23 protein-coding genes are annotated in these 24,588 nt (G+C 71.4%); 14 read left to right on the top strand and 9 right to left on the bottom strand.

Translation table 11 applies throughout. From position 1 onward, the window contains the following. Positions 1 to 5: 5 nt before the first annotated feature. On the bottom strand, positions 6 to 884 hold the full coding sequence (locus QRX60_RS01265) for a TIM barrel protein (RefSeq protein WP_285998947.1): 879 nt from the start codon (positions 882 to 884) through the stop codon (positions 6 to 8). A 125-nt stretch (positions 885 to 1,009) separates the two neighbouring features. Here QRX60_RS01265 and QRX60_RS01260 point away from each other — a divergent pair, with 125 nt between their 5' ends. Beyond that, positions 1,010 to 2,029 carry a LacI family DNA-binding transcriptional regulator gene (locus QRX60_RS01260; RefSeq protein ID WP_285998946.1) on the top strand — a complete coding sequence of 340 codons (1,020 nt, stop codon included), beginning with the start codon at positions 1,010 to 1,012 and terminating at the stop codon, positions 2,027 to 2,029. Then, positions 2,026 to 3,027, top strand: coding sequence for a Gfo/Idh/MocA family protein (locus QRX60_RS01255; protein WP_285998945.1), 1,002 nt, complete (start codon positions 2,026 to 2,028; stop codon positions 3,025 to 3,027). The genes QRX60_RS01260 and QRX60_RS01255 overlap by 4 nt, the downstream gene beginning before the upstream one ends. A 145-nt stretch (positions 3,028 to 3,172) precedes the next feature. Here QRX60_RS01255 and QRX60_RS01250 read toward each other — a convergent pair whose 3' ends face one another. Next, entirely contained in the window at positions 3,173 to 3,754 is a 582-nt protein-coding gene (locus tag QRX60_RS01250) for a TetR/AcrR family transcriptional regulator (protein WP_285998944.1), read from the bottom strand. A gap of 58 nt (positions 3,755 to 3,812) precedes the next feature. On the opposite strand from QRX60_RS01250, the gene QRX60_RS01245 reads away from it, so the two are divergent. Next, positions 3,813 to 4,316 carry an SRPBCC family protein gene (locus QRX60_RS01245; RefSeq protein ID WP_285998943.1) on the top strand — a complete coding sequence of 168 codons (504 nt, stop codon included), beginning with the start codon at positions 3,813 to 3,815 and terminating at the stop codon, positions 4,314 to 4,316. Beyond that, positions 4,313 to 4,786 carry a GNAT family N-acetyltransferase gene (locus QRX60_RS01240; protein ID WP_285998942.1) on the top strand — a complete coding sequence of 158 codons (474 nt, stop codon included), beginning with the start codon at positions 4,313 to 4,315 and terminating at the stop codon, positions 4,784 to 4,786. The genes QRX60_RS01245 and QRX60_RS01240 overlap by 4 nt, the downstream gene beginning before the upstream one ends. On the opposite strand, the gene QRX60_RS01235 is transcribed toward QRX60_RS01240, so the two are convergent. Together QRX60_RS01235 and asnB are read right to left on the bottom strand one after the other, a co-directional pair. Then, entirely contained in the window at positions 4,772 to 5,074 is a 303-nt protein-coding gene (locus QRX60_RS01235) for a hypothetical protein (RefSeq protein WP_285998941.1), read from the bottom strand. The genes QRX60_RS01240 and QRX60_RS01235 overlap by 15 nt on opposite strands. 34 nt (positions 5,075 to 5,108) lie before the next feature. Beyond that, on the bottom strand, positions 5,109 to 6,950 hold the full coding sequence (gene asnB / locus QRX60_RS01230; RefSeq protein WP_285998940.1) for an asparagine synthase (glutamine-hydrolyzing): 1,842 nt from the start codon (positions 6,948 to 6,950) through the stop codon (positions 5,109 to 5,111). A gap of 399 nt (positions 6,951 to 7,349) precedes the next feature. Here asnB and kdpF point away from each other — a divergent pair, with 399 nt between their 5' ends. The 7 genes from kdpF to QRX60_RS01195 are packed head-to-tail and all read left to right on the top strand — an operon-like array spanning position 7,350 to position 15,270. Continuing rightward, positions 7,350 to 7,451 carry a K(+)-transporting ATPase subunit F gene (gene kdpF / locus QRX60_RS01225; protein ID WP_086837956.1) on the top strand — a complete coding sequence of 34 codons (102 nt, stop codon included), beginning with the start codon at positions 7,350 to 7,352 and terminating at the stop codon, positions 7,449 to 7,451. Between the two features lie 37 nt (positions 7,452 to 7,488). After that, positions 7,489 to 9,150, top strand: a complete 1,662-nt coding sequence (gene kdpA, locus QRX60_RS01220) for a potassium-transporting ATPase subunit KdpA (RefSeq protein WP_285998939.1) — start codon at positions 7,489 to 7,491, stop codon at positions 9,148 to 9,150. Further along, positions 9,147 to 11,192: a potassium-transporting ATPase subunit KdpB gene (gene kdpB / locus QRX60_RS01215; RefSeq protein WP_285998938.1), complete on the top strand. Its 2,046-nt coding sequence runs from the start codon at positions 9,147 to 9,149 to the stop codon at positions 11,190 to 11,192. The genes kdpA and kdpB overlap by 4 nt, the downstream gene beginning before the upstream one ends. Before the next feature lie 4 nt (positions 11,193 to 11,196). Next, the gene (locus tag QRX60_RS01210) at positions 11,197 to 11,787 is read left to right on the top strand and encodes a potassium-transporting ATPase subunit C (protein ID WP_285998937.1); all 591 of its coding nucleotides are present in this window, start codon (positions 11,197 to 11,199) and stop codon (positions 11,785 to 11,787) included. 4 nt (positions 11,788 to 11,791) lie between these two features. After that, positions 11,792 to 14,326: a sensor histidine kinase gene (locus QRX60_RS01205; RefSeq protein WP_285998936.1), complete on the top strand. Its 2,535-nt coding sequence runs from the start codon at positions 11,792 to 11,794 to the stop codon at positions 14,324 to 14,326. Continuing rightward, the gene (locus tag QRX60_RS01200; RefSeq protein ID WP_285998935.1) at positions 14,323 to 15,021 is read left to right on the top strand and encodes a response regulator; all 699 of its coding nucleotides are present in this window, start codon (positions 14,323 to 14,325) and stop codon (positions 15,019 to 15,021) included. The genes QRX60_RS01205 and QRX60_RS01200 overlap by 4 nt, the downstream gene beginning before the upstream one ends. A 21-nt stretch (positions 15,022 to 15,042) precedes the next feature. Continuing rightward, positions 15,043 to 15,270, top strand: a complete 228-nt coding sequence (locus QRX60_RS01195; protein WP_285998934.1) for a hypothetical protein — start codon at positions 15,043 to 15,045, stop codon at positions 15,268 to 15,270. Here QRX60_RS01195 and QRX60_RS01190 read toward each other — a convergent pair. Continuing rightward, on the bottom strand, positions 15,267 to 16,406 hold the full coding sequence (locus QRX60_RS01190) for an acyl-CoA dehydrogenase family protein (RefSeq protein WP_285998933.1): 1,140 nt from the start codon (positions 16,404 to 16,406) through the stop codon (positions 15,267 to 15,269). The two genes, QRX60_RS01195 and QRX60_RS01190, sit on opposite strands and share 4 nt — an antisense overlap. 65 nt (positions 16,407 to 16,471) lie before the next feature. Here QRX60_RS01190 and QRX60_RS01185 point away from each other — a divergent pair, with 65 nt between their 5' ends. After that, positions 16,472 to 17,113, top strand: coding sequence for a TetR/AcrR family transcriptional regulator (locus QRX60_RS01185; RefSeq protein WP_285998932.1), 642 nt, complete (start codon positions 16,472 to 16,474; stop codon positions 17,111 to 17,113). A 104-nt stretch (positions 17,114 to 17,217) separates the two neighbouring features. On the opposite strand, the gene QRX60_RS01180 is transcribed toward QRX60_RS01185, so the two are convergent. After that, positions 17,218 to 17,793, bottom strand: a complete 576-nt coding sequence (locus tag QRX60_RS01180; RefSeq protein ID WP_285998931.1) for a hypothetical protein — start codon at positions 17,791 to 17,793, stop codon at positions 17,218 to 17,220. 222 nt (positions 17,794 to 18,015) lie between these two features. On the opposite strand from QRX60_RS01180, the gene QRX60_RS01175 reads away from it, so the two are divergent. Together QRX60_RS01175 and smc are read left to right on the top strand one after the other, a co-directional pair. Beyond that, a complete protein-coding gene (locus QRX60_RS01175) occupies positions 18,016 to 18,303 on the top strand; it encodes an acylphosphatase (protein WP_285998930.1) in 288 nt (95 codons plus the stop codon). 169 nt (positions 18,304 to 18,472) lie between these two features. Beyond that, on the top strand, positions 18,473 to 22,075 hold the full coding sequence (smc, locus tag QRX60_RS01170) for a chromosome segregation protein SMC (protein ID WP_285998929.1): 3,603 nt from the start codon (positions 18,473 to 18,475) through the stop codon (positions 22,073 to 22,075). Here smc and QRX60_RS01165 read toward each other — a convergent pair. From QRX60_RS01165 to QRX60_RS01155, 3 genes are all read right to left on the bottom strand, one after another. Continuing rightward, positions 22,072 to 22,293, bottom strand: a complete 222-nt coding sequence (locus tag QRX60_RS01165) for a hypothetical protein (RefSeq protein ID WP_285998928.1) — start codon at positions 22,291 to 22,293, stop codon at positions 22,072 to 22,074. The two genes, smc and QRX60_RS01165, sit on opposite strands and share 4 nt — an antisense overlap. Before the next feature lie 133 nt (positions 22,294 to 22,426). Further along, the gene (locus tag QRX60_RS01160) at positions 22,427 to 22,927 is read right to left on the bottom strand and encodes a DUF3455 domain-containing protein (RefSeq protein ID WP_285998927.1); all 501 of its coding nucleotides are present in this window, start codon (positions 22,925 to 22,927) and stop codon (positions 22,427 to 22,429) included. Between the two features lie 83 nt (positions 22,928 to 23,010). After that, positions 23,011 to 24,579 carry a sodium:solute symporter gene (locus QRX60_RS01155; protein WP_285998926.1) on the bottom strand — a complete coding sequence of 523 codons (1,569 nt, stop codon included), beginning with the start codon at positions 24,577 to 24,579 and terminating at the stop codon, positions 23,011 to 23,013. Between the last annotated feature and the right edge of the window lie 9 nt (positions 24,580 to 24,588).

Genomic DNA, 24,588 nt, shown 5'->3' with positions numbered 1-24,588 from the left:
ACCAGTTACAGGGAGTCGATGATCTTCGTGAGATGGGCCAGGCTGCGCTCGGTGTCCCGCCGGGGTAGGTCGTCGGGGCTCGAGTCGCCGAGGGCGGTGTCCTGTTCGAGGACGTACCAGCCGTCGTAGCCGGCCGCCTGGACGGAGCGCACCATCGACGCCACGTCCACGTCCCCCTCGCCGAGCGGGGTGTAGATGCCCCGCCCGACCGCTTCGGTGTAGCCGAGCCGTCCCGCGCGGACCTCGGCCGCCAGGTCTTCTCGGACGTCCTTGAGATGCACGTGCCCCACCCGTTCGGGATACCGCTTCGCCAGCTCGACCGGATCCGTCCCGCCGATCATCAGGTGCCCGGTGTCGAGACACAAGCCGAGATCGGAATCGGCGAGGAAGCGCTCGACCTCGGCCTGCTGCTCCACGTGCGTCCCGACGTGCGGGTGCAGCACGGTCCGCAGGCCGTGAGCTGCCGCGATGTCGCGGATCTCGCCGGCGGTGTCGACGAGCGCCGCCCATTCGGCGTCGGTGAGCTTCGGGCGTTCGTCGTAGCCGTCGAGCCCGGTGGCGGCGGCGAGCACGAGGACGTCGCCGCCGCACGCGGCGAACAGCGCGGCGGACTCCTCGGCTTCCGCGAGGGTGTTTTCCCGGTTTTCGTGGAGGACGACGGCGAGGAAGCCGCCGACGAGCGTCAGGCCGTGCTTCCCGAGCAGTTCCCGGAGTTCCGCCGGGTCGCGGGGGAGGTACCCGGGCGGGCCCAGCTCGGTCGCCTGGACGCCCAGCTCCGCCATCTCGCCGAGCACCGTCGCCGCGTCCAGCACCCGGCCCCAGCCGGGGACTTCGCAGACGCCCCAGGAGATCGGAGCGGCGGCCACGCGGATCTTCGCTGTCATAGGGAGGACTCCGTTGCTCTGATCGGATGCGTTGGAGCGCTCTATTGATTAGAGCGCTCTAATCTTGTAGCGTCCGTCACAGCAAGTCAAGGCTGAGTTTTCGGTGATCAGGGGAGGTGCGCCGGATGCGTCCGACCATGGAGGACGTCGCCGCGCGGGCGGGGGTTTCCCGCGCACTGGTCTCCCTGGTGATGAGGAATTCACCGAAGGTCTCCGACGCCCGGCGCACCGCTGTGCTGCGTGCGGCCGAAGAACTCGGCTACCAGCCGCACGTCATGGCGCGGTCCCTGGCCAGCCGGACGTCCACTGTGCTCGGTGTGATGGTCAACGACCTGCGCAACGCCTTCTTCGCCGACGTCGTCGAGGGCCTGGACGCGGCTGCGCAGGCCGCGGGCTTCGACCTGGTCCTCAACACCGGCGGCCGCAGCCCCGCGCGCGAGGGGAACGCCTTGCGCAGCCTGCTTTCCTTCCGCCCGGCGGGGGTCATCCTGCTCTCGCCGGTCGTGCCCGCGTCGGCCATCGAAGCCGCGGCCCGGCAGTGCCCGGTGGTGCTGGTCTCCCGCACCTCGCGAGCGTCCGGTGTGGACACCGTGAACGACGACGGCGAAGCGGGGTCCGCGCTGGCCGTCGACCACCTCGCCGGCCTCGGGCACCGGCGCATCGCCCACCTCGACGGCGGCGGTGCGGCCGGGGCGGCCCAGCGCCGTCGCGGGTTCCAGGCGGCCATGCGGCGCCACGGGCTGGAGCCGATCGTCGTGCGCAGCGAGCACACCGACACCGGCGGCGAGAAGTCCGTGCGGGAGCTGCTGGCGACGTACTCGCGCGCCGAACTGCCCACGGGTCTGGTGGCAGGCAACGACTTCAACGCCGTCGGCGCCATTTCGGCACTCGAAGAAGCCGGGCTGCGCGTGCCCGAGGACGTCTCGGTCGTCGGCTACGACAACACGTCACTCGCGGCGCTGCGGCACCTCTCACTGACCACAGTGGACCAGCCGCGGACCGAAATGGGCCGGCTGGCCTTCGAAGCCTTGATCGAACGCGTCCGCGGGGAGCGCACGGAGCCGGTCCGGCACCTGCTGCACCCGTCCCTGGTGGTCCGCGCGACCACCGCCGAGATGACTGAGACAGGAGGAGCACGACGATGAGGTTGGGACTGGCGGGCACCGGCCGGATCGGCACCGCGCACGCGGAGACCTTGAAGGGCTTCGAGGAAGTGGAGTCGGTCGTGGTGGCCGACGTCGACACCGGGCGGGCCCGGTCGGCCGCGGCGAAGCTGGGCGTCGAGGTGGCGGCTTCCCTCGACGAGCTGTTCGCCGCGGGGCTGGACGGCCTGGTCGTCACGGCCGCCACCGACGCGCATCCGGGCCTGATCATCGCGGCGGTCGACGCGGGCATCCCGGTGTTCTGCGAAAAGCCGGTCGCGGCGGACATCCCGGGCACGCTGGCCGTCATCGACCGCATCGGCGCCTCGGACGTCCCGGTCCAGATCGGCTTCCAGCGCCGGTTCGACGCGGGCTACGCGGCGGCGCGGGCGGCGGTCGCGTCGGGCGAGCTGGGCTGGTTGCACACGCTGCGCGCGACGACGTTCGACCCCGCGCCCCCGCCCGCGGAGTACGTCGCCCACTCGGGCGGGCTGTTCCGCGACTGCGGCGTGCACGACTTCGACATCATCCGCTGGGTGAGCGGCCGTGAAGTGGCCGAGGTCTACGCGATCGGTGCCAACCGCGGCGAGCGGTTCTTCGCCGACGCGGGTGACGTCGACACGGCGGCGGCGACGCTGACCCTGGACGACGGCACGCTGGCGACGGTGTCGCTGACCCGCTACAACGGCGCGGGCTACGACGTGCGGCTCGAGGCGCTGGGATCGGTGTCCGGCGTGGTCGTCGGCCTGGACGACCGGGCGCCGCTGCGGTCGGTCGAGCCGGGGGTGGCCCCGCTGCCGGGCCCGGCGTACCCGGGGTTCATGGAGCGGTTCCGCCCGGCCTACACGACGGAACTGCGGGCGTTCCTCGACGTCGTCGCCGGCCGGGCGCCTTCGCCGTGCGTCGCGGCGGATGCGCTCGAAGCGTTCTACATCGCGGAGGCGTGCGAGCTGTCCCGCCGCGAGCGGCGGCCGGTGGGGCTGGCGGAGGTCAGGCGCTGAGCAGCTTGCGGACGGGTCGACACGCGTGATTGCGGAGCCGACACGCGTGATCAGGAGGTCGACACGGCGCGGGGTCGAGAGCCTCGCCGTGTCGACCCTTCAATCACGCGAGTCGACCCTCTGATCACGCGTGTCGACCTTCCGATCACGGGCGCAGCAGCTTCCGGACGGTGCGTTCGACCAGCGCCGCGGCCTTCGGCGGGGGAGTCCGGCCGGTCGAGAGGTAGCGGTGGACGACCGCGCGCGGGATCTCGACGAGGGCGAGGACGACCTCTTCGTCCGTGCAGCCGGTGAGCGTCGGCAGGGCGTGCGTGGCGCGCTTGAGCGTGTCACGCAGTTCCTGTTCGTCCTTCGCGACGGCCTTCGCGGCCTCGGGTGACCAGTCGGCCGGGCCGAAGGCGTGCTTGCCGGCGTCGAGGACCCGCGCGCCCTCGGGGTGCTTGCGGCACCAGTGGACGACGCTCGTCGCGGCTTGGACGGCCGCCTCGATCGTCGTCGCTTCGCCGAGGCTCTCGGTGAAGGTGTCCTGGAAGTCGCGGAGGGTGTGGCGCCAGAGCTCGGTGAGCAGGGCGGGGCGGTCCGGGAAGCGGTGGTAGATCGAGCCGTTGGGCGCTCCGGCGGCCTTCGCGGTGGCGGCCATGGTCACGGCGCGAGCCCCGCCCGCGGCGAAGAGGGTGGTGGCGGCACCGAGGAACTGTGCTGTGGTGTGCGTCGCGGGGCGGCCCATGTTGTAGAGATTATGCTCTAATAAGTTCTAGAGGATAATCTCCAGAACGGAGGGTCTCATGGTCCGCAACGTCCACACCCGTCGGTTCCCGGTCTCCGCCGACCGGCTGGTCTCCCTGCTGGACACGCTCGGCACCCCGCACGACCGCCTCTGGCCGGTCGCCGACTGGCCCCCGACCCGCCTCGACGGCCCCCGCACCCCGGGCACCCCGGCCGGTCACGGCCCGGTCCGCTACGTCGTGGAAGAGGTTTCGCCGGACCGCCTGCGGTGCCGGTTCACGGCTCCGGCGGGGGTGGACGGCCACCACGAGTTCACGATCGACGGCGGTGCGCTGACGCACGTCCTGGAGGCGTCGCTCCATGGCCGGGCCCGGCTGACGTGGCCGCTGTTCTTCCGCCCACTGCACGACGCGCTGCTGGAGGGGTTGCTGGACCGGGCCGAGCGGGACCTGACCGGCCGGGTGGCGCGGCCGGTCCGGTGGTCGCCCTACGTCCGGTTCCTGCGGGCCCTGGGCAAAATCGGGTCGCGCGTGGGGCGTCCGGCGGCGAAACTCCGGACGTGACCGTTCTGACGCCGTTGGACGAGCCGGCCCTGGTGCGGCTGCTCGAAGCCGCCGTCGCCGGAGCCGACCCGCTCGAGGTCATGCCGCCGGTCGAGGGCCCGCCCGGCTGGACCGCTGCCCGCCGCGCCGCGTTCCTCGCCTTCCACCACGCCCGGTCCCTGAACCCGGCGACCGCGGTGGAGCGCACCTGGGTGGTCGACGTGGACGGGGTCGCCGTGGGTGCAGCCCGCCTGGAGCGCCACGGTGACGCTGTGGAGGCGGGCATCTGGTTGCGCCGCGACGTCCGCGGCCGCGGGATCGGCACGCAGGTCACGGCGCTGCTGCTGGCCGAAGCGCAGCGGTCGGGCGCGGCCCGCTTCATCGCCTCGACGACGGCGGACAACCACAGCGCCCGGTCGTTGCTGGGCGGGATCGGAGCGGCACTCACCGTAGCAGGGGAGGAGGTCGCGGCGGACCTACCGCTGAGCTGACCGCAGCTTCGGCAGGATCTCCGTGCGCACGTACTCCAGCGCGTCCCGCTCCGGGAGGATGTGCGGCCCCTGCACCCACATCACCCCGTGCCGCCGCGCCGCGGCCGTGACCCGCTCGCGCAGCGGCCCCGCCACCCCGGCACCCAGCACCAACGCGTCCACGACGCCCAGGCGCGTCAGGACAGCTTCCTCCGTAGCGACGCCGTCCGCGGCCAGACCCGCCGCGGACAGCGCCGCCGTCACCCTCGAGACCGTGGCCGGGTTGCGGCCGAACAGCAGCACCTTCATGCCGCCCAGGCTCACACCTCAAGGGCACTCGAGGTCAAGAGAGTTCGAGCGTGGGGGAGTACATCTCGATCCAGTGGTAGAGGTCGAGCAGCCGGTCCAGCCCGACGCGCGCCGCCGGGTCCATGGTCGCCGGGTCCACTTCGGACACCCGGTGCGCCCACGTCTTGTCCACCAGGCCGAACACCTGGTGACCCGGCTCGGCCAGGACCTCCTTGACCTGCTGCTGCAACGCCGCCGCGTAGCCCGGGTCCTGCGTCGAGGGGTACGGGCTCTTCACCCGGTCCCGCACCGAGTCCGGCAGCACATGCTTGGTCGCGTGCCGCAGCAGGCTCTTCTCCCGGCTGTCGAACGTCTTCAGCGACCACGGCGTGTTGTAGACGTACTCGACCAGCCGGTGGTCGCAGAACGGCACGCGGACCTCCAGGCCCACCGCCATCGAAGCGCGGTCCTTGCGGTCGAGCAGCATCCGCACGAAGCGGGTGAGGTGGAGGTTGCAGATGGTCCGCATCCGCGCTTCGCGCTCGGACTCGCCGTCCAGGTGGTCGACCGCGGCGACGGCCGACGCGTACTGGTCCGCGATGTACGCCTCCAGGTCCAGCTTCTGCCGCAGTTCGGTCGTGTACAGCGATGCCCGCTCGTCCATCATCGACGTCCGGAACGCCAGCCACGGGAACGTGTCGGCGTTGACGGCCTGCTCGTCGTGGAACCAGCGGTAGCCGCCGAACACCTCGTCGGCCGACTCGCCCGACAGCGCCACCGTCGACTCGCCGCGGATCGCCTTGAACAGCAGGTACAGCGACGTGTCCATGTCGCCGAGCCCGGCCGGGATGTCCCGGGCCTTCAGCACCGCGCGCCGCACCGCCGGGTCGCTCAGCTCCGCCGGGTTGAGCATGACGTCCTGGTGCGCGGACCCGACCAGGTCCGCGACGTCGCGGATGAACGGCGAGTCCGCGGTGTCGCGCATCTCGTCCGGCTTGAAGTTCTCTTCCTGGCCGAAGAAGTCGACGGAGAACGTCCGCAGCTGCTCGCCCTGTTCGGCGAGGTGCGCGGCGGCGAGACCGGTGACGGCGCTGGAGTCCAAGCCGCCCGAGAGCAGCACGCAGCGCGGGACGTCCGCGACCAGCTGGCGGTGGACGATGTCGGTCATCAGCTCGCGGACGCGGGCGACCGTGGTCTCCTGGTCGTCGGTGTGCTGCTTCGCGTCGAGCTTCCAGTACGTGCGGGTGCGGACGCCCTCGCGGGACACGGTGACGATCGTGCCCGGCTGGACCTCCTCCATGCCCTTCCACAGCGACCAGCCGGGGCGCTTGGTGAACGCCATCAGCTCGCGCAGGCCGTCGGTGTCGACCACCTTGCCGGCCAGCGGGTTCGCCAGGATGGCCTTCGGCTCGGAGCCGAACAGCACGCCGTCGCGCGTCGGGTAGTAGTAGAACGGCTTGATGCCCATCCGGTCGCGGATCATCACGAGGCGGTCGTCGCGCTCGTCCCAGATCGCGAAGGCGTACATGCCGTTGAGGTGGTCGACGACCTCGTCGCCCCACTGCAGGTAGCCGTGCAGCACGACCTCGGTGTCGCTGTCGGTCTCCCACCGGTGGCCGAGCTTCGTCAGCTCTTCCTTCAGCTCGGTGAAGTTGTAGGCCTCACCGCTGTAGACCATCGCGACGTCGCCGTTCGGCGTGTGCACGGACATCGGCTGACGGCCGCCGGGCAGGTCGATGATGGCCAGCCGCCGGTGCCCGAGCGCGACGTGCGTGCGCACCCACGTGCCGACGTCGTCCGGGCCGCGGCAGGCCATGGTCTCCGTCATGGCGTCGACCACGTCCCGGCGGCGGGTGAGGTCGGCGTCGTAGGAAACCCAGCCGGCGATACCGCACATGTGTACCCCTCCCAAGATTTGCTTAGCCGATACAACTATCGGTAACACAGGTGTAACACGGGCCGAAGATCTTGTCTGCCCGAATTGCACGTTCCGCACTTGTTCGGTCACTCGTTGTGTCGCGAGTCACTAACCAACTGCATACAGTGAGTGCGGGGCAAACGTTTGCGTGACCGCCGCCACCTGCCATAAAGACGGCGTAAATGGGTGTCAGGAACGCATCAAGAGGCCGTCAGCCGCAGGTCGGGACGGGCTCTCCCGGCCGCACAGTGAACGCGTCCGGTCACCGAACCCGGTGACCCGTCTTGAGAGGTGCCCTGTGGCCGACTTGCTCTACGCCGCCCTGCTGATCGGCGTGTTCGTGGTGCTCGCGCTGGCGCTGCGCGGGCTGGAGAAGCTGTGAGCGGCGCCGGGGCCGTGGCCAACGTCGTCGGCGGACTGCTGGCGCTCGGCCTGCTCGTGTACCTGTTCGTCGCCTTGATCAGGCCGGAGAAATTCTGATGCGCCCCGACGTACTCACCCCCGCGGAGGGGCAAGAATGACCGACACCGCGGCCGGGCTCATCCAGCTCGGCCTCCTCCTCGCCGCCCTCGCCGTGGTCTACAAGCCGCTCGGCGACTACCTGGCGCGCGTCTTCTCCACCGAGAAGCACCTGAAGCTCGAAAAGGGTCTCTACAAGCTCTTCCGCGTCGACCCGGACTCCGAGCAGCGGTGGCCGACCTACGCCGCGGGCGTGCTCGGCTTCTCGTTCGTCTCGATCGTCCTGCTCTACCTGCTGCAGCGGTTGCAGTCGCTCCTGCCGTGGAGCCTGGGCCGCGGCGCGGTGAGCCCCGGCGTCGCCTTCAACACGGCGGTTTCGTTCGTCACCAACACGAACTGGCAGTCCTACGTCCCCGAGACGACGATGGGCCACTTCGTGCAGATGGCCGGGCTGACCGTGCAGAACTTCCTGTCCGCCGGCGTCGGCCTCGCCGTGGCGATCGCGGTGACCCGCGGGTTCGTCCGGGCGAAGACCGACCGGCTCGGCAACTTCTGGGTGGACCTCACGCGCGGCACGATCCGCGTCCTGCTGCCGATGGCGTTCGTGTTCGCGATCGTGCTGATCGCGCTCGGTGTCGTGCAGAGCCTCAAGGCCGGCGTCGCCGTCACCAATCCCGACGGCAGCCAGAGCACCATCGCCCTGGCGCCCGCGGCGAGCCAGGAGGCGATCAAGGAACTCGGCACCAACGGCGGGGGCATCCTCAACGCCAACTCCGCGCACCCGTTCGAGAACCCCACCGCGTGGACGAACCTCATCGAGCTGTTCCTGATCCTGGTGATCCCGGTCAGCCTCACCCGGGCGTTCGGCAAGCTCGTCGGCAAGCCCAAGCAGGGGTACGTCCTGCTCGGCGTGATGGGCGTGCTGTGGGCCGCGTCGCTGGCGCTCATCTGGCTCTCCGAGGCCACCGCGAACAACCCGGCGGCGCTGGCCGCGGGCGCGAGCATGGAGGGCAAGGAACAGCGGTTCGGCATCGGGCTGACGTCGATCTTCGCCGACACCACCACCGGCACGTCGACCGGTGCGGTCAACGGCGCCCAGGACAGCCTGTCGGGCCTCGGCGGCGGGGGCCCGCTGCTGAACATGCTCTACGGCGAGATCTCGCCCGGCGGTGTCGGCACCGGTCTCTACGGGATCCTGGTCATGGCGATCATCGCCATGTTCCTGGCCGGCCTGATGGTCGGGCGCACGCCGGAGTACCTGGGCAAGAAGCTCGGCAAGCGCGAGGTCACCTGCGCGGCGATCGCCATGCTGGCGATGCCGACCGTGGTGCTCCTCGGCTCCGGGATCGCGTTGCTGCTGCCGGGCACGGCGGGCGCGCTGGGCAACGGCGGCGCGCACGGCCTGTCCGAAATCCTCTACGGCTACGCGTCCACCGGCAACAACAACGGCAGCGCGTTCGGCGGGCTGACCGCGACGAGCGACTGGTTCCAGTCGTCGTTCGGCGTCGCGATGGCGATCGGCCGGTTCGTGCCGATCCTCGCCGTGCTCTGCCTGGCCGGCTCCCTGGCCGCGCAGCGCAAGGTGCCCGAAACCGCCGGCACCCTGCCCACCACCGGGCCGCTGTTCGCCACCATGCTCACCGGCACGGTGGTGCTCGTCGCGGCCCTCACGTTCATCCCGGCGCTCGCGCTCGGGCCCATCGCGGAGGCACTCGCATGACCGTCACCGAAGAACGACCCCAGGTGACCCACGAAGAGCACACCGGCCGGGTCGGCGCCGGGGTCTTCAGCCCCCGCCAGCTCTGGACGTCACTGCCCGACGCGGTCCGGAAGCTCAACCCGAAGCACCAGCTCGGCAACCCGGTGATGTTCGTGGTGTGGGTGGGCTCCGCGCTCACCACCGTCTTCGCGATCACCGACCCGAGCGTGTTCACGATCCTGATCGCCGTCTGGCTGTGGTTCACGGTGCTGTTCGCGAACCTCGCCGAGGCCGTCGCCGAAGGACGCGGCAAGGCACAGGCGGAAAGCCTGCGGCGGTCGAAGAAGGAAACCGTCGCCCGCCGGCTCACCTCGGACGGCGAGGAGCAGGTACCCGGGGTCGACCTGAAGATCGGCGACCTGGTCGTCGTCGAGGCGGGCGAGGTGATCCCGGGTGACGGCGACGTCGTCGAGGGCATCGCGACCGTCGACGAGTCGGCCATCACCGGCGAGTCGGCCCCGGTCATCCGCGAGTCCGGCGGCGACCGCAGCGCCGTCACCGGCGGCACGACCGTGCTGAGCGACCGGATCGTCGTCAAGATCACCACCAAGCCCGGCGAGTCCTTCGTGGACCGCATGATCGCGTTGGTGGAAGGCGCTTCCCGGCAGAAGACGCCGAACGAGATCGCGCTGACGATCCTGCTCTCGACCCTCACGATCATCTTCCTGCTCGCCGTCGTGGCGTTGCAGCCGATGGCCCGCTACTCCGGGTCCGAGCAGTCGGTGATCGTGCTGACGGCACTGCTCGTCTGCCTGATCCCGACGACCATCGGCGCGCTGCTGAGCGCCATCGGCATCGCGGGCATGGACCGCCTGGTGCAGCGCAACGTCCTCGCGACGAGCGGCCGTGCGGTCGAGGCCGCGGGCGACGTCTCGACGCTGCTGCTCGACAAGACCGGCACGATCACCTTCGGCAACCGCCGGGCCACCGAGCTGATCCCGGTCGGATCGTCCACTCCGGACGAGCTGGCGCGGGCCGCCCGGCTGGCCAGCCTCGCCGACGAAACCCCTGAAGGGCGCAGCGTCGTCGAGCTGACGTCGGACCACGCGAGCCAGGACGAACGCGGCGAGTTCGTCCCCTTCACCGCGCAGACCCGGATGAGCGGGATCGACATCGGGAGCCGGCGGATCCGCAAGGGCGCCGCTTCGGCGGTCCGCGCCTGGGTGCGCGACCACGGCGGGGAGTTCCCCGACGAGACCGAGCGGGTGGTCGACGAGATCGCCGCCCAGGGCGGCACTCCGCTCGTCGTCGCCGAAGACGCGGTGGTGCGCGGCGTGATCCGGCTGTCCGACGTCGTCAAGCCGGGCATGAAGGAGCGCTTCCGGGAACTGCGGGCGATGGGCATCAAGACGGTGATGATCACCGGCGACAACCCGCTCACCGCCAAGGCCATCGCGGCGGACGCGGGCGTCGACGACTACCTCGCCGAGGCCAAGCCGGAAGACAAGATGGCGCTCATCAAGCAGGAGCAGGAGGGCGGGCGCCTGGTCGCGATGACCGGCGACGGCACCAACGACGCCCCCGCGCTCGCGCAGTCCGACGTCGGCGTCGCGATGAACACCGGTACCTCGGCCGCCAAGGAGGCCGGGAACATGGTCGACCTCGACAGCGACCCGACGAAGCTGATCGAGATCGTCGAGATCGGCAAGCAGCTGCTGATCACCCGCGGCGCGCTGACGACGTTCAGCGTCGCGAACGACCTCGCGAAGTACTTCGCGATCCTGCCGGCGATGTTCACCGGCATCTTCGCCCAGCTCGGCGCGCTGAACATCATGCACCTGGCCACGCCGAAGTCGGCGATCCTGTCCGCGGTCATCTTCAACGCGCTGATCATCGTCGTGCTCATCCCGCTGGCCCTGCGCGGCGTGCGGTACAAGCCGTCGTCGGCCTCGGCGCTGCTGCGCCGCAACCTGCTCGTCTACGGCCTCGGCGGGATCGTCAGCCCCTTCCTCGGGATCTGGCTGATCGACCTGCTGGTGCGCCTCATCCCTGGAATCGGGTGACCTCGTGAACACTCTCGTCAAGCAGACCTGGGCCGGGCTGCGCGTCCTCGTCGTGCTGACCGTCCTGCTCGGCGTCCTCTACCCCCTCGCCGTGTGGGCCATCGCCCGCATCCCGGGGCTGGAAGGCAACGCCGAAGGCTCGGTCGTCACGCAGAACGGCCAGGCGGTCGGGTCGTCGCTCATCGGCGTCGACCCGGTGCCCGCGGACCCGGCGCACGACCCGTGGTTCCACACCCGGCCGTCGGCGGTCAGCCCCGACATGCCGTCGGGTGCGTCCAACAAGGGCCCGTACAACGAGGATCTCGTGAAGACCATCGGGGAGCGCAAGGACGCCATCGCCAAGCGCGAAGGCGTGTCACCCGACCAGGTACCGCCGGACGCGGTGACGGCGTCGGGCTCCGGCCTCGACCCGTCGATCAGCGTGGCCTACGCGGACCTTCAGATCGCCCGCGTGGCCCGGAACACCGGGCTCCCGGTGGACCGGGTGAAGCAGCTGGTCGAGCAGAACACGACGGGGGCCGGGATCGGCGTTCCGGGCGTGAATGTGCTCCAGCTCAACTTGGCCGTGCAAGGTGCGGCCGGAGGGGCACACTGACAGCGTGACCAGTACGAAGAAGCCGCGCCGAGGGGAACTGAGGATCTACCTCGGCGCGGCTCCGGGCGTCGGCAAGACCTTCGCCATGCTCGGCGAAGCGCGGCGGCGTCTCGACCGCGGCACCGACGTCGTCGTCGGGCTGGTCGAGACGCACGGCCGCGAGATGACCGCGAACCTCCTGGACGGCCTCGAGGTCGTCCCGCGGCGGCACGCCGGCCACCGCGGCCGCGAGTTCGACGAGATGGACGTCGACGCCATCCTCGCCCGCGCGCCCGAGGTCGCCGTCGTCGACGAGCTCGCGCACACCAACGTGCCGGGTTCGCGCCACGCCAAGCGCTGGCAGGACGTCGAGGAGCTGCTCGAAGCCGGCATCGACGTGCTGTCCACGGTCAACGTGCAGCACCTGCAGAGCCTCAACGACGTCGTCGAGCGGATCACCGGCGTCACCCAGCAGGAGACCGTGCCGGACGAGGTCGTCCGCCGCGCCGAGCAGCTCGAGCTGGTCGACATCACCCCCGAAGCGCTGCGGCGGCGGCTCGCCCACGGCAACGTCTACCCGGCCGAGCGCATCGACGCCGCGCTCGGCAACTACTTCCGCCCGGGCAACCTCACCGCGCTGCGCGAGCTCGCCCTGCTCTGGGTGGCCGACCAGGTCGACGTCGCCCTGCAGCGCTACCGCGCCGAGCAGAGCATCACCGACACCTGGGAGGCACGCGAACGCGTCGTCGTCTCCATCACCGGCGGCACGGAGAGCGAGACGCTCATCCGCCGCGCCAGCCGGATCGCCACCCGGGCCGGCGCCGAGCTGCAGGTGGTGCACATCCTGCGCGGCGACGGCCTGTCCGGGCTCGGGCCCGCCGCGATCGCCCGCTGCCGGACGCTGGCCGAGGAGGTCGGCGCGACCTTCCACACCGTCGTCGGCGACGACGTGCCGACCGCCCTGCTGGACTTCGCCCGCGGCGTCAACGCGACCCAGCTGGTGATCGGCACCTCGCGGCGTTCGCGCGTGGCGCGGCTGTTCGACGAGGGCATCGGCGCCGGCGTCGTGCGGCAGTCCGGGTCGATCGACGTGCACATGGTCACCCACTCCGAGGCCGGCGGGCGCCTGCGGGCCCGGCTCAGCGCGAGCCCGCTGGGGTTCTCGCGGCTGGTCGCGGGCTGGGTGCTCAGCGTCGTCCTGCCGGTACTGGTCACCGCCGTCGGGTTCTTCGTCCCGGCCGGGCTCGACTTCGCCACCGACGTCATCTCCTACGTGCTGGCGACCGTGGTCGTGGCGCTGGTCGGCGGTCTCGGGCCGGCGCTGGTCGCGGCCGTGCTCGGTGCCGGGCTGCTGAACTTCTTCTTCACGCCACCGCTGTACACGCTGACCGTGCACACCCCGCAGAACCTCGTGACGCTGATCGCGATGGTCGTGGTCGCGGTGCTCGTCGCGCTGGTCGTGGACCAGGCGGCGCGCCGGGCCACGCAGGCGGCGCGGGCGCGGACCGAGGCGGCGCTGCTCGCCTCCTACGCCCGGACCGTGCTGACCCACGCGAACCCGATCGAGCGGCTGCTGGAGAAGGTCCGCGAGAACTTCGCGCTGACGTCGGTGACCCTGCTGGAGAAGCAGGACGGCGAGTGGCGCGGGGTGGCGACGGCGGGGGAGCACCCGTGCGCCGACCCGGACGAGGCCGACGTCGACATCGCCGTCACCGCCGACGTCCACCTGACCCTGCGGGGACGGGCGTTGCCCGCGGCCGACCGGCGCGTGCTGGAAGCGGTGGCCGGGCAGGCGCTGCTCGCCCTGCGCCAGCAGCGCAGCGCCGCCGCCGCGGCCCGCGCCGAGCGCAAGGCCGAGGCCACCGAGCTGCGCACGACGCTGTTGTCGGCGGTCGGGCACGACCTGCGGACGCCGCTGACGTCGATCAAGGCGTCGATCGGCAGCCTGCGCGCCCCCGACCTCGCACTGTCCGAAGAGGACACCGCCGAGCTGATGGAGGCCATCGAGCTGTCGGCCGACCGGCTGGCCGGGCTGATCGACAACCTCCTGGACTCCTCGCGGCTGGCCACCGGCGCGGTGCGCCCGCACCTGCGCCCGGTCGGCTACGACGAGGTCGTCGCCCACGCTCTGTCCACTGTAGACTCGTCGGAGGCGGTCGAGGTCGCGGTCGACGACCGGCTGCCGCCGGTGCTGGCCGATCCGGGCCTGCTGGAACGAGTGGTGGCGAACGTGCTGGACAACGCCCTGCGCCACGGCGGGCGACCGGTGTCCGCGCGGGCTTCGGCCCACTCCGGCCACGTCGAGCTGCGGATCGTCGACCACGGCAAGGGACTGCGGAAGGGGACCGCGGACTCGGCGTTCGCGCCGTTCCAGCGCCTCGGCGGCGACCGCGACGCGACGCCGGGGGTCGGGCTCGGGCTGTCGGTGGCGAAGGGGTTCACCGAGGCGATGGGCGGCACGATCCGCGCCGAGGACACCCCGGGCGGCGGGCTCACGGTCGTGGTCTCGCTGCCCGAGCACAGCGTCACGTTCGAAGAAGTCGAGGAGGGGGTGCGATGAGTGACCCGGGTGCCACCGTGCTGGTGGTGGACGACGAGCCGCAGATCGTGCGGGCGCTGCGGATCAACCTGAACGCCCGCGGCTACAAGGTGATCACCGCGCACGACGGCACGGCCGCGCTCAAGGCGGTGGCCGAGACCAAGCCCGACGTCGTCGTGCTCGACCTCGGCCTGCCGGACCTGGACGGCACGGAGGTGATCGCCGGCCTGCGCGGCTGGACGACGGTCCCGATCATCGTGCTGTCGGCGCGCGGCGACTCGGCGGACAAGGTCCAGGCCCTCGACGCGGGCGCGGACGACTACGTCACGAAGCCGTTCGGGATGGACGAGCTGCTGGCCCGGTTGAGGGCGGCGGTCCGCCGCTCGGCGGTGACGGGCGCCGACGACGCGGACGCGGTGGTGGAGACGTCGTCGTTCAGCGTGGATCTGGCCGCGAAGAAGGTCCGCCGCCGCGACGGCGTGGAGGTCCACCTGACGAAGACGGAGTGGGGCGTGCTGGAGCTGCTGGTCCGCAACCGCGGCCGGCTGGTGGCGCAGAAGCAGCTGCTGCACGAGGTTTGGGGCCCGTCGTACGAGCGGGAGTCCCACTACCTGCGGGTGTACCTGGCCCAGCTGCGGCGCAAGCTGGAACCGGAGCCGTCCCGGCCCCGGCACCTGCTCACCGAGCCCGGCATGGGGTACCGCTTCGAGGTGTAGCGGCGTGGGTACCCCAAGGCCATGGCCGGGACGAAGACGTGGCTGCAGGGCGGTGAGCGCATCCCGCCGGTGATCGTGCTGACGCTGGCGGTGGGAGCGACGTTCGGCGCCCTCGGTTGGCTTTTCACGGCGTTCGACGGCGGCGTGAGCGGGGTGACGTGGCTGCGCGTGGCGGCGGCGGGCGCCGGTGCCCTGCTGACGGTCTATTTGTGGGCGCTGTTCGCCCACCGCCTGCGGCGCCGTCGCTAGAACCAGAAGGTCGGCTGCTCGATCCCGAACCGCAGCTTGGCGTACCGCTTGGCCGCCGCCGCGGAGAAGTAGATGTGCTGGGAAGCCGCGTGCAGGTCGCGGAAGCAGCGCTGGACCGGCTGATCCGCGTGCAACGCCCCCGCGCCCGCCAGACCCGTCACCGTGTTCACCGCGCTCAGCGAAGCCCGCATCGCCTGCTGGGTCGCCAGCAGGAACTGGCCCCGCTCACCGACGTCCGGGACGTCGCCCGCGCACGCCGTCTCCCACAGCGCGCCCAGCGCGTCGAACACGAACGCGCGCGCCGACCGCAGCTCTCCCTCAGCCCGGGTCAGGGCGACCTGGACGTCGCCGTCCTCGGCGATCGGGCCCGGGCCCGGTGGGCGGAACTTCGCCGGCGCGAACTCGGTGAACTCGTCCAGCGCGCGCCGGGCGATGCCGAGCGGGACGCCCGCCATCAGCGTGCCGATGAACGTGAAGAACGGGAACCGCCACAACGGCCCGTCGTGGCGCGCCGGGTTCGTGAACGGCGAGATCGTGTGCTCCTCGCGCACGACGGTTTCGATCTCGACGTCGTGGCTGCCGGTGCCGCGCAGGCCGCTGACGTCCCAGTTCCCGACCACCCGCACTTCGGCGGCCGGGACGGCGGCGAGCCGCCAGTCCCGCGGGTCGCCGCCGGCGAAGGCGCCGTTGAAGAACAGGTCGGTGTGCGGGCTGCCGCTGCAGAACCCCCACCGGCCGGCGAACGAGAACTTCCCGGCGCCGTCCGGGGTGAGGCGGCCCATCGGCGCGAAGACGCCGCCGCCGATCGGGTCCGGCGTGCCGGCGACGAGCTCCGCGGCGACCGCGGGGTCGAGCCAGGCGAGGAACGCCGAGCCGTTGCCGATGGTGATCGTCCAGCCCGCGGACCCGTCGGCGCGGGACAGCTCCTCGATCACTTCGACGAGCTCGGCAGGCGGCAGCTCCTGCCCACCGAGGGCGCGCGGCGTCGCCAGGCGGAAGAGCCCGGCTTCCCGCGCCCGCTCGACGAGGTCGCGCGGCAGCGTCTGGAGCCGTTCGGCCTCGACGGCCCGCGCGCTCAGCTCGGGCGCGAGCTCCCGCGCGGCGGTCACGGCGTCGGTGGTGGCTTGTCCCATCATGGTCAGCGCCCCCTCAGGGTGTCATGATAGATGGACGTCTATTCGATAGAGGAGTCTTTACCTAAATGGTCGAGCCTGTCAAGCGCCGTTACGACACGTCGCGACGCCAAGAGCAGGCGCGCGAGAACCGCCGCCGCATCCTGACGGCGGCGTCGGGGCTCTTCCGGGAGAAGGGGTACGCGGGCACGTCGATGCCCGAGGTGGCGAAGGCGGCGGGCGTCGCGGTCCAGACGGTCTACAAGGCGTTCGCGAACAAGGCGACGCTGCTCAAGGCGGTCTTCGACGTGACGGTCGCGGGCGACGACGAGGACGTCCCGATCGCCGGCCGCGACTTCATCGCGGCGATCCAGGCCGAGCCGGACGCCGCCCGCAAGATCGGGATGTACTTCGACCACCTCGCGGCGATCGCGCCGGTGGTGGTCCCGGTCCAGCTGCTGGCCAGGGAAGCGGCCGCGGCGGACCCGGCGGCTGCCGAGGTGTGGGCGCAGATGCGCGGCGAGATGCTCACCGCGATGACGTACTTCTCGGCCGATCTGCTGGCGACCGGGCAGGTCAAGCCGGACCTGGCCGCCGACGACGTGCGCGACGTCCTGTGGGCGTACCACGGGCCGGAGCAGTACGAACTGTTGTGCCTGGAGCGCGGGTGGCCGCCGGAGCGCTATGGGAAGTTCCTGCGCGACGCGGTCGTCGCCGCGATCCTCGCCTGATCCGCACCGAGCGCCCCAATGTGGCCTTCGGTGCGTCCAACGCACCCAAGGCGGCCTTCGGTGCGTTGGACGCACCCAAGGCCGCCTTGGGGCGGACGGTGTTCCTACTGCGCGTGCGTGGTGCTTCCGGTCACGCCCGGGGAGTCGCTCGTGGTCGGCGACGGCGAGCCCGCGGTGCTCGTGCCGCCCCCGGTCGGCGACGGTGTCGTCGTCGGGGGCGTCGTCGTCGGGTCCGGTGTCGTGGTCGGCGGCGTCGTCTTGGTCGTCGGCGGGGGAGTGGTCTTCGGCGTCGACTGCGGCGGGTTGCCCGTGTCGTCGCGCGGGGGCGGGGGCGGGTCGGCGTGGGTCACCACGGTGGTCGTGGTCTTGCCGTCCGGGCTGATCGACACCACCGTGCTCGGCGGGGTCGAGGACTTGGGCGCCGACTCCGACGTCGGCGCGCCGGCGGTCGACGGGCCGGACGACGAGGGGGTGCTCGGCACCGTCTGCAGGCCGGCCTGCGAGGTGCCCTGGCCACCGGTGCCGCCGGTGCCGCCCGCGGTGGTGGCGGGGTCCGGGCCGGCGAGCTCGGCGACCGCGGCGAACGCGGTCGCGACCACCAGGCCGGCCACCCCGAGCACGACGTACCCGGTGCGGTTCGGTTTGCTGCTCTTCGGCGGGGCGGTGTCGATCCTGGTCACGTGCGAGCTCGATGCGGACCCGTCGGGGCGGGGCATTACAGGCTCCTCGGGGGTTCGGGAGGGCGCGGTGCGAGGCCGTGAATCGATCACTGCTTCCCCCGGTGGGGGAACCCGGGAGGACGACCTCGGCGGCGAGGCTATCACCGTCGGTGCCCTATTCGCCCAGGTAGTAGGCCTGCGCGATCACTGTGCGCAGTCGATCTGTCCGGAAAGGATGAAAGCGTGCGTGAGGAACAAACGAACACCCGGTTGACGGCGTGGGTCCGCGGACGGGTGCAAGGCGTCGGTTTCCGCTGGTGGACCCGCAGCCGGGCGCTCGAACTCGGGCTGGTCGGCAGCGCCCGCAACATGCCCGACGGGCGTGTCGAGGTCATAGCGGAGGGTGATCGAGACCACTGTGAGCGGTTGCTGGCCATCCTGCGGTCCGGAGAATCACCCGGAAGTGTGGACAGCGTCGTCGAGCGCTGGTCCGACCCGAAAGGGGGACTCAGCGGGTTCGCCGAGCGGTAGCCGGCGGCTTGGTACATCCGGGGCCGGTGTGGTTCGTGAGGTTGCTGGGGCCCTCCGGGATGTGCTAAGGCGCGCCGATGAGGGGGCGCGTCCGGCGGTCCCCCGCGGCCCCCGGGTAGCCTGGGACGATTGAATCGCCAGTACCGGCAGCCAGAGGGGTCAGCACCCAGTGCACCTGAAAAGCCTGACGCTCAAGGGCTTCAAGTCCTTCGCCTCGGCCACCACGCTGCGCTTCGAGCCGGGCATCACCTGCGTGGTCGGGCCGAACGGCTCGGGCAAGTCCAACGTGCTGGACGCGCTGCGCTGGGTCATGGGCACCCAGGGCGCCAAGGACCTGCGCGGCGGCAAGATGGAGGACGTCATCTTCGCCGGCACCGCGGGCCGCGCCCCGCTCGGCCGCGCGGAGGTCACCCTCACCATCGACAACGCCGACGGCGCGCTCCCCATCGAGTACGCCGAGGTGTCCATCACCCGCCGGATGTTCCGCGACGGCGCCAGCGAGTACGAGATCAACGGCGACCGCTGCCGCCTGATGGACGTCCAGGAGCTGCTGTCGGACTCCGGTATCGGCCGCGAGATGCACGTCATCGTCGGGCAGGGCCAGCTCTCGGCGATCCTCGAGTCCAAGCCCGAGGAGCGCCGCGCCTTCATCGAAGAGGCCGCCGGCGTCCTCAAGCACCGCAAGCGCAAGGAACAGACCCTGCGCAAGCTGGCCAACATGCAGGGCAACCTCGACCGCCTCGGCGACCTCACCACCGAGCTGCGCCGCCAGCTCAAGCCGCTGGGCAAGCAGGCCGAGATCGCCCGCAAGGCCCAGTCGGTGCAGTCCGAGCTGCGCGACTCCCGCCTGCGGCTGCTCGCCGACGACCTGGTCACCCAGCGGGACGCGATCGCCCGCGAAGAGGCGGACGAGAAGACCGCCCGCCAGCGCCGCGCCGAGGTCGAGCAGACCCTCGAAGTCGTCTCCGCCGAAGAAGCCGAGCTGGAGTCCTCGCTCGCCGAGGACGCGCCGCTGCTGCAGACCGCCCAGGAGACCTGGTACAAGCTGTCCGCGCTGGCCGAGCGCCTGCGCGGCACCGTCCGGCTCGCGATCGAGCGGCAGCGCCACCTCTCGGCCGACGTCTCGACGGCGACCGGCGGCCGCGACCCCGAAGAGCTCCTCGAAGAGGCCGAGCGCGTCGCCGAGCAGGAGGAAGAGCTCAACGAGGCCGTCATGGAGGCCCGGGAGCTGCTCGCCCAGACCGTCCTGCGGCGCGAAGACCTCGAACAGCGCGTGCAGGCCGCCGAGCGCGCGCACTGGGCCGCCGTCCGCGCCATCGCCGACCGCCGCGAGGGCATGGCCAAGCTGACCGGCCAGGTGGAAGCGCTGCGCAGCAAGAACGGCGCCACCTCCGACGAGATCGACCGCCTCAGCGTCTCCCTCGAAGAGGCCGCCGAACGCGCCGAGATCGCCGTCGAAGAGCTCGAAATGGCCAAGGCCGAGGGCGGCGCCGAGGAGTCCGACGACGCCGGCCTGATGGACCGCCACGACCGCGCGGTCGAGGCCAACAACGCGGCCAAGGCGCGCGTCGAAGAGCTGGTCAAGGCCGAACGCACCGCCGAGCGCGAGATCGCGTCGGAGAAGGCGCGCGTCGAGGCGCTGTCGATGGGCCTGCGGCGCAAGGACGGCGCGGGCGCGCTCCTCGGCGCATCCCACGAGCTGCCGGGCCTGCTCGGCTCGGTCGCCGCGCTGCTGACCGTCGAACCCGGCCACGAGGTCGCGCTGGCCGCGGCGCTCGGCCCGGTGGCCGACGCGGTCGCCGTCTCGGGCGGCGAAGACGCCCTGCGCGCGCTGAAGTACCTGAAGGACACCGACTCCGGCCGCGCCGGCATCCTGCTCGGCGGACCCGAGTCCACTGTGGACACGTACTCGTGGCCGTCGCTGCCGGAAGGTGCGCGCTGGGCCCGCGAGGTCGTCACGGCGCCCCCGCAGCTGCGGCCCGCCGTCGAACAGGCCCTCGACAAGCTGGCCCTGGTCCCCGACCTCGAAGCGGCCCGCCACCTGGTCGCGACGCACCCGGAGGTCCGGGTGGTCACGGCCGAAGGCGACGTCTTCGGCGCCCGCTGGGCGATCGGTGGCTCCGGCAAGCGCGAGAGCGTGATCGAGGTCCAGGCCGCCGTCGACGAGGCCGGGGAGCGGCTCCGCACGGCCGAGCGTTCGCTGGAGCGGTACGCGGCCGAGCTGGAAGGCGCCCGCGCCGAGCAGCAGGCCCGTCGCGAAGAGGTCTCCCAGGCCAAGGACGCCCTCGGCGAGGCGAAGGTCCGCAAGGCCCGCTCGTCGGAGCGGCTCAGCCGGCTGCAGCAGGCGGCCCGCCAGGCCCAGGCCGAGGTCGAACGGTTCAGCGGCCAGCGCGCGAAGGTCGAGCAGAGCCGCGTGCAGGCCCTGGCCCAGCTCGCCGAGCTGGAGGAACGGCTCGCCGCCGTCGCCGAGCAGCCCGTCGAGGACGACCCGGACACCGCCGAGCGCGACGCCGCCGTCGAGGAGCTGGCCGTCGTCCGGCAGGAGGAGATGGAGGCGCGGCTCGCGCAGCGCACCGCCGAAGAGCGGGCACGCAGCATCGCGGGCAAGGCCGAAGGGCTCCGCCGCGCCGCGCACGCCGAGCAGCAGGCCCGCGAACGCGCCGAGCGCGCCGCGGCGAACCGCAAGCGCGGCGCCGAGATCGCCAACGCCGTCGTCAACGGCGGCGAGATCGCGCTGGAACGCATCGAGCACTCAGTCCAGCGCGCGGCCACCGAGCGCGACCAGGTCCAGGCCCGCCGCCAGAGCCGCGAGGCGGCGCTGACCGGCGTCCGCGCCAAGGTCCGCGAGCTCACCGGCGAGCTGGAGAAGCTGACCGACGCCGTCCACCGCGACGAGGTGCTGCGCGCCGAACAGCGGCTCCGGCTGGAGACGCTGGAAGCGAAGATCGCCGAGGACTTCGGCATCGGCCTCACCGACCTGGTCCAGGAGTACGGCCCGGACGTCCCGGTCCCGCCGAGCGCGGGCGAGATGGCCGAGTACGAGGCGGCCAAGGACCGCGGCGAGGACGTCACCCCGCCGCCGCCGATGCCGTACGACCGCGACACCCAGGCCCGCCGCGCCAAGCGCGCCGAGAAGGACCTTTCCCTGCTGGGCAAGGTGAACCCGCTCGCGCTGGAGGAGTTCGCGGCGCTGGAGGAGCGGTACAAGTTCCTCTCCACGCAGCTGGAAGACCTCAAAGACACCCGCAAGGACCTCGAAGCCGTCATCAAGCAGGTCGACGAGAAGATCCTCGAGGTCTTCGCCGGCGCCTACGCGGACGTGGCCCGCGAGTTCGAGACGGTGTTCAGCGTGCTGTTCCCTGGCGGCGAGGGCCGGATGGTCCTCACCGAGCCGGACGACCTGCTCAGCACCGGCGTCGACGTCGAAGCGCGCCCGCCGGGCAAGAAGGTCAAGCGGCTGTCGCTGCTGTCCGGTGGCGAGAAGTCGCTGGTCGCGGTCGGCATGCTGGTCGCGATCTTCCGCGCCCGGCCCTCACCCTTCTACGTCATGGACGAGGTCGAGGCCGCGCTGGACGACACCAACATGCGCCGGCTGATCGGGCTGCTGGAGCAGCTGCGCGACTCGTCGCAGCTGATCATCATCACCCACCAGAAGCCGACGATGGAGATCGCCGACGCGCTCTACGGCGTGAGCATGCAGGGCGACGGCATCACGAAGGTGATCTCGCAGCGCCTGCGCACGGCCGACGACGAACCGGTCGCGGTCGGCTAAGACGCGTCGTCCCGCGGTGCCCGGTCGTCCGGCCGGGCCCGGTGCTCGTAGGTGGTGAGGTCGCTGCCCATCCACCGCGCGTCGTCGATCCGCGGCCGGCGTCCGCGGGGCGTGATCATCCCGCGCTTGACCCCGCGCTTGCGGTCCGACCGGTCGAGCACCAAGGCGACGACGAGCACCGCGGCGAGCACAACGCCGATGCCGATGAAGAACCCCATGTGACCCCCCTGTCCCCGCACCACCTTACGACGGCCTGGGCCACAACGCCCCAATGTGGCGTCGGGTGCGTGGGACGCACCGAACGCCACATTGGGTGCGTGAGACGCACCGAACGCCACATTGGGGCGCCGGCTAGTCGGCGACCCAGAAGGCGTAGTCGGCCGAGTAGCGGACCGCGGTCTGGGCGCCGTCCGTGCAGCTCCCGGCCGGAGCCACGCCGCCGCGCGTGTTGAGGCGCTGGACGTACGTCACCTTGCCGAACACCCCGTCACCCGTGTTCAGGTTCGCCTTGAGCAGCAGCTCCGGGATCGCGCCGTCCCGCGGTGCGTTCGCCACCGCCGCCGCGCCGACCGTGCTTCCATCCACAATGGACGTCCAGACCGGCCCTTTGCTGTGCAGCGCCACCGGCTTTCCGTGTTTCGACAGCACCGCCGCGGGCTGGATCAGCATCCACGCGCCGGCGGTGCACCCGTAGATCTGCACGCCCTCGGCCGCGTAGGTCGCCAGCGCGTGGTTGCCGGCCGGGACCTTGATCGCGTCCGGCACCTTCGGGGCCGCCGGGCTGGCCGAAGCCGTCGCCGCGCCGCCGAGCACCAGGGCACCGACCGCGAGCGCCACCGTCATCCGTTTCATGAACCCACCTTCGATTCTCCCGCCGCTCACCGGCGGGCTCCCGCAGATCGACACGGGCGCCCGCCGGAAGCGGTTCAGAAGGATCAGGCGGCGGGAACTTCCGCTTCCGCCTCGCCCGCGGCTTCCGATTCGGCCGCCTTCGGGTCCGGCGTCCGGTGCCGCAGCGAGAGCAACCCGCCCACGACGAGCGTGATCACCACGCCGAGCAGGGTGTACCAGGGGTAGGCCAGCGCGACCTTGTCCCCGGCCGCCTTGCTGAAGTCGATCCCGAGGAGACCGCCGGTCTTCGCGCTGAACTTCACGCCGAGGATGACGAACGCCATCACCACGACCGTCGTGACGAACGCGACGATCGCGTCCGCCTGCCGAGCCTTCTTGATCAGCAGCCCGAGCAGGAACGACCCGAGCAGCGCGCCGTAGGTGTACCCGGTGATGGCCAGGCCGAGCTCGATCACCGAGTTCTTCGTGGTCGAGAACAGCGACGCGAACACCGCGAACACGACCGCCCAGATCAGGGTCCACATGCGACCGTGCTGCAGCAGCTTCGAATCCTCCGGCGAGCGCTTGGTGAACCGCTGGTAGAGGTCGGCCACGGTCGACGTCGAAAGCGCGTTGAGCGCCGAGGCCAGCGCGCCCATGGTCGAGGCCAGCACACCCGCGATGAGCAGGCCCGACACCCCGACCGGCAGGTCGTCGATGATGAACCGCGAGAACACGTCGTCCGGGCTCTGCAGGCCGAGCTGCGCGACCGACTTGCGGCCGTTGAACACCCACAGCATCGCGCCGACCAGCAGGAACAGCGCGAACTGGATGGTGACGATGATGCCGCTGCCGATGAGCGCCTTCTGGCCGTCGCGCAGGCTGCGCGTGGCCATCAGCCGCTGGGCGATCAGCTGGTCGGCGCCGTGCGAGGCCATCGACAGCGCCGCGCCGCCGAGCACCGCCGTCACGAAGGCGTACGGGCTGGTCAGCAGGTTCTTCGAGAAGTCGACGAGCATGAACTTGCCGTCGTCGGACGCCTGCGTGAACCAGTCGCCGGGCAGCTTGTTGAGCAGCACGATCGCCGCCACCGCCGCGCCGCCCAGGTAGAGCGACAGCTGGATGACGTCGACCCAGACGACCGCCTTGATCCCGCCGATGTAGGCGTAGATCAGCGTCAGCGCGGTCAGGATGACGACGATCACCCAGTAGTCCAGGTGGATGTTGTAGTGCCCGAGGATCACCTTGATCGGGATCGCGCCGGCGAACAGGCGCACGCCCTCGGCGAGCAGCCGCGTGATCACGAACGTCACCGACGCGGTGCCCTGCAGCCCGGAGCCGAACCGCTTCCCGAGGAACGCGTACGCGCTCACGAGGTTGCCCCGGAAGTACCGCGGCAGCAGCACGAACGCGGCGATCGTCCGGCCGATGATGTAGCCGAAGGCCAGCTGCAGGAACAGGAAAGCGTTGCCGAAGACCAGCCCCGGCGTGCTGATCACGGTCAGCGTCGAGGTCTCCGTGGCGACCACGGACAGCATCACCGCACCCCACGGGAGGCTGCGCTCGCCGACGAAGTAGTCGGCCGCCGACCGTTGCTTGCGGCCGACGAGCACGCCGATCAGCGGCATCGCCGCCAGGTAGACCACGATGATGGCGAGGTCAACACCGCGCATGGACTTCTC

It is taken from the genome of Amycolatopsis mongoliensis, from assembly GCF_030285665.1.
Taxonomy (GTDB): Bacteria; Actinomycetota; Actinomycetes; order Mycobacteriales; family Pseudonocardiaceae; genus Amycolatopsis; species Amycolatopsis mongoliensis.
This window is presented reverse-complemented; position numbering and strand designations above follow the sequence as displayed.

Bases quoted from the DNA above. Each gene is read 5' to 3' on its own strand.
- QRX60_RS01250 (WP_285998944.1), bottom strand. From the start codon at position 3,754: ATGGGCCGCCCCGCGACGCACACCACAGCACAGTTCCTCGGTGCCGCC.
- QRX60_RS01195 (WP_285998934.1), top strand. From the start codon at position 15,043: ATGGCCGGGACGAAGACGTGGCTGCAGGGCGGTGAGCGCATCCCGCCG.
- QRX60_RS01185 (WP_285998932.1), top strand. From the start codon at position 16,472: ATGGTCGAGCCTGTCAAGCGCCGTTACGACACGTCGCGACGCCAAGAG.
- QRX60_RS01160 (WP_285998927.1), bottom strand. From the start codon at position 22,927: ATGAAACGGATGACGGTGGCGCTCGCGGTCGGTGCCCTGGTGCTCGGC.
- QRX60_RS01155 (WP_285998926.1), bottom strand. From the start codon at position 24,579: ATGCGCGGTGTTGACCTCGCCATCATCGTGGTCTACCTGGCGGCGATG.
- QRX60_RS01165 (WP_285998928.1), bottom strand. From the start codon at position 22,293: ATGGGGTTCTTCATCGGCATCGGCGTTGTGCTCGCCGCGGTGCTCGTC.
- QRX60_RS01255 (WP_285998945.1), top strand. From the start codon at position 2,026: ATGAGGTTGGGACTGGCGGGCACCGGCCGGATCGGCACCGCGCACGCG.
- QRX60_RS01245 (WP_285998943.1), top strand. From the start codon at position 3,813: ATGGTCCGCAACGTCCACACCCGTCGGTTCCCGGTCTCCGCCGACCGG.
- QRX60_RS01235 (WP_285998941.1), bottom strand. From the start codon at position 5,074: ATGAAGGTGCTGCTGTTCGGCCGCAACCCGGCCACGGTCTCGAGGGTG.
- QRX60_RS01200 (WP_285998935.1), top strand. From the start codon at position 14,323: ATGAGTGACCCGGGTGCCACCGTGCTGGTGGTGGACGACGAGCCGCAG.
- asnB (WP_285998940.1), bottom strand. From the start codon at position 6,950: ATGTGCGGTATCGCCGGCTGGGTTTCCTACGACGCCGACCTCACCCGC.
- QRX60_RS01190 (WP_285998933.1), bottom strand. From the start codon at position 16,406: ATGATGGGACAAGCCACCACCGACGCCGTGACCGCCGCGCGGGAGCTC.
- QRX60_RS01260 (WP_285998946.1), top strand. From the start codon at position 1,010: ATGCGTCCGACCATGGAGGACGTCGCCGCGCGGGCGGGGGTTTCCCGC.
- kdpB (WP_285998938.1), top strand. From the start codon at position 9,147: ATGACCGTCACCGAAGAACGACCCCAGGTGACCCACGAAGAGCACACC.
- QRX60_RS01265 (WP_285998947.1), bottom strand. From the start codon at position 884: ATGACAGCGAAGATCCGCGTGGCCGCCGCTCCGATCTCCTGGGGCGTC.
- kdpA (WP_285998939.1), top strand. From the start codon at position 7,489: ATGACCGACACCGCGGCCGGGCTCATCCAGCTCGGCCTCCTCCTCGCC.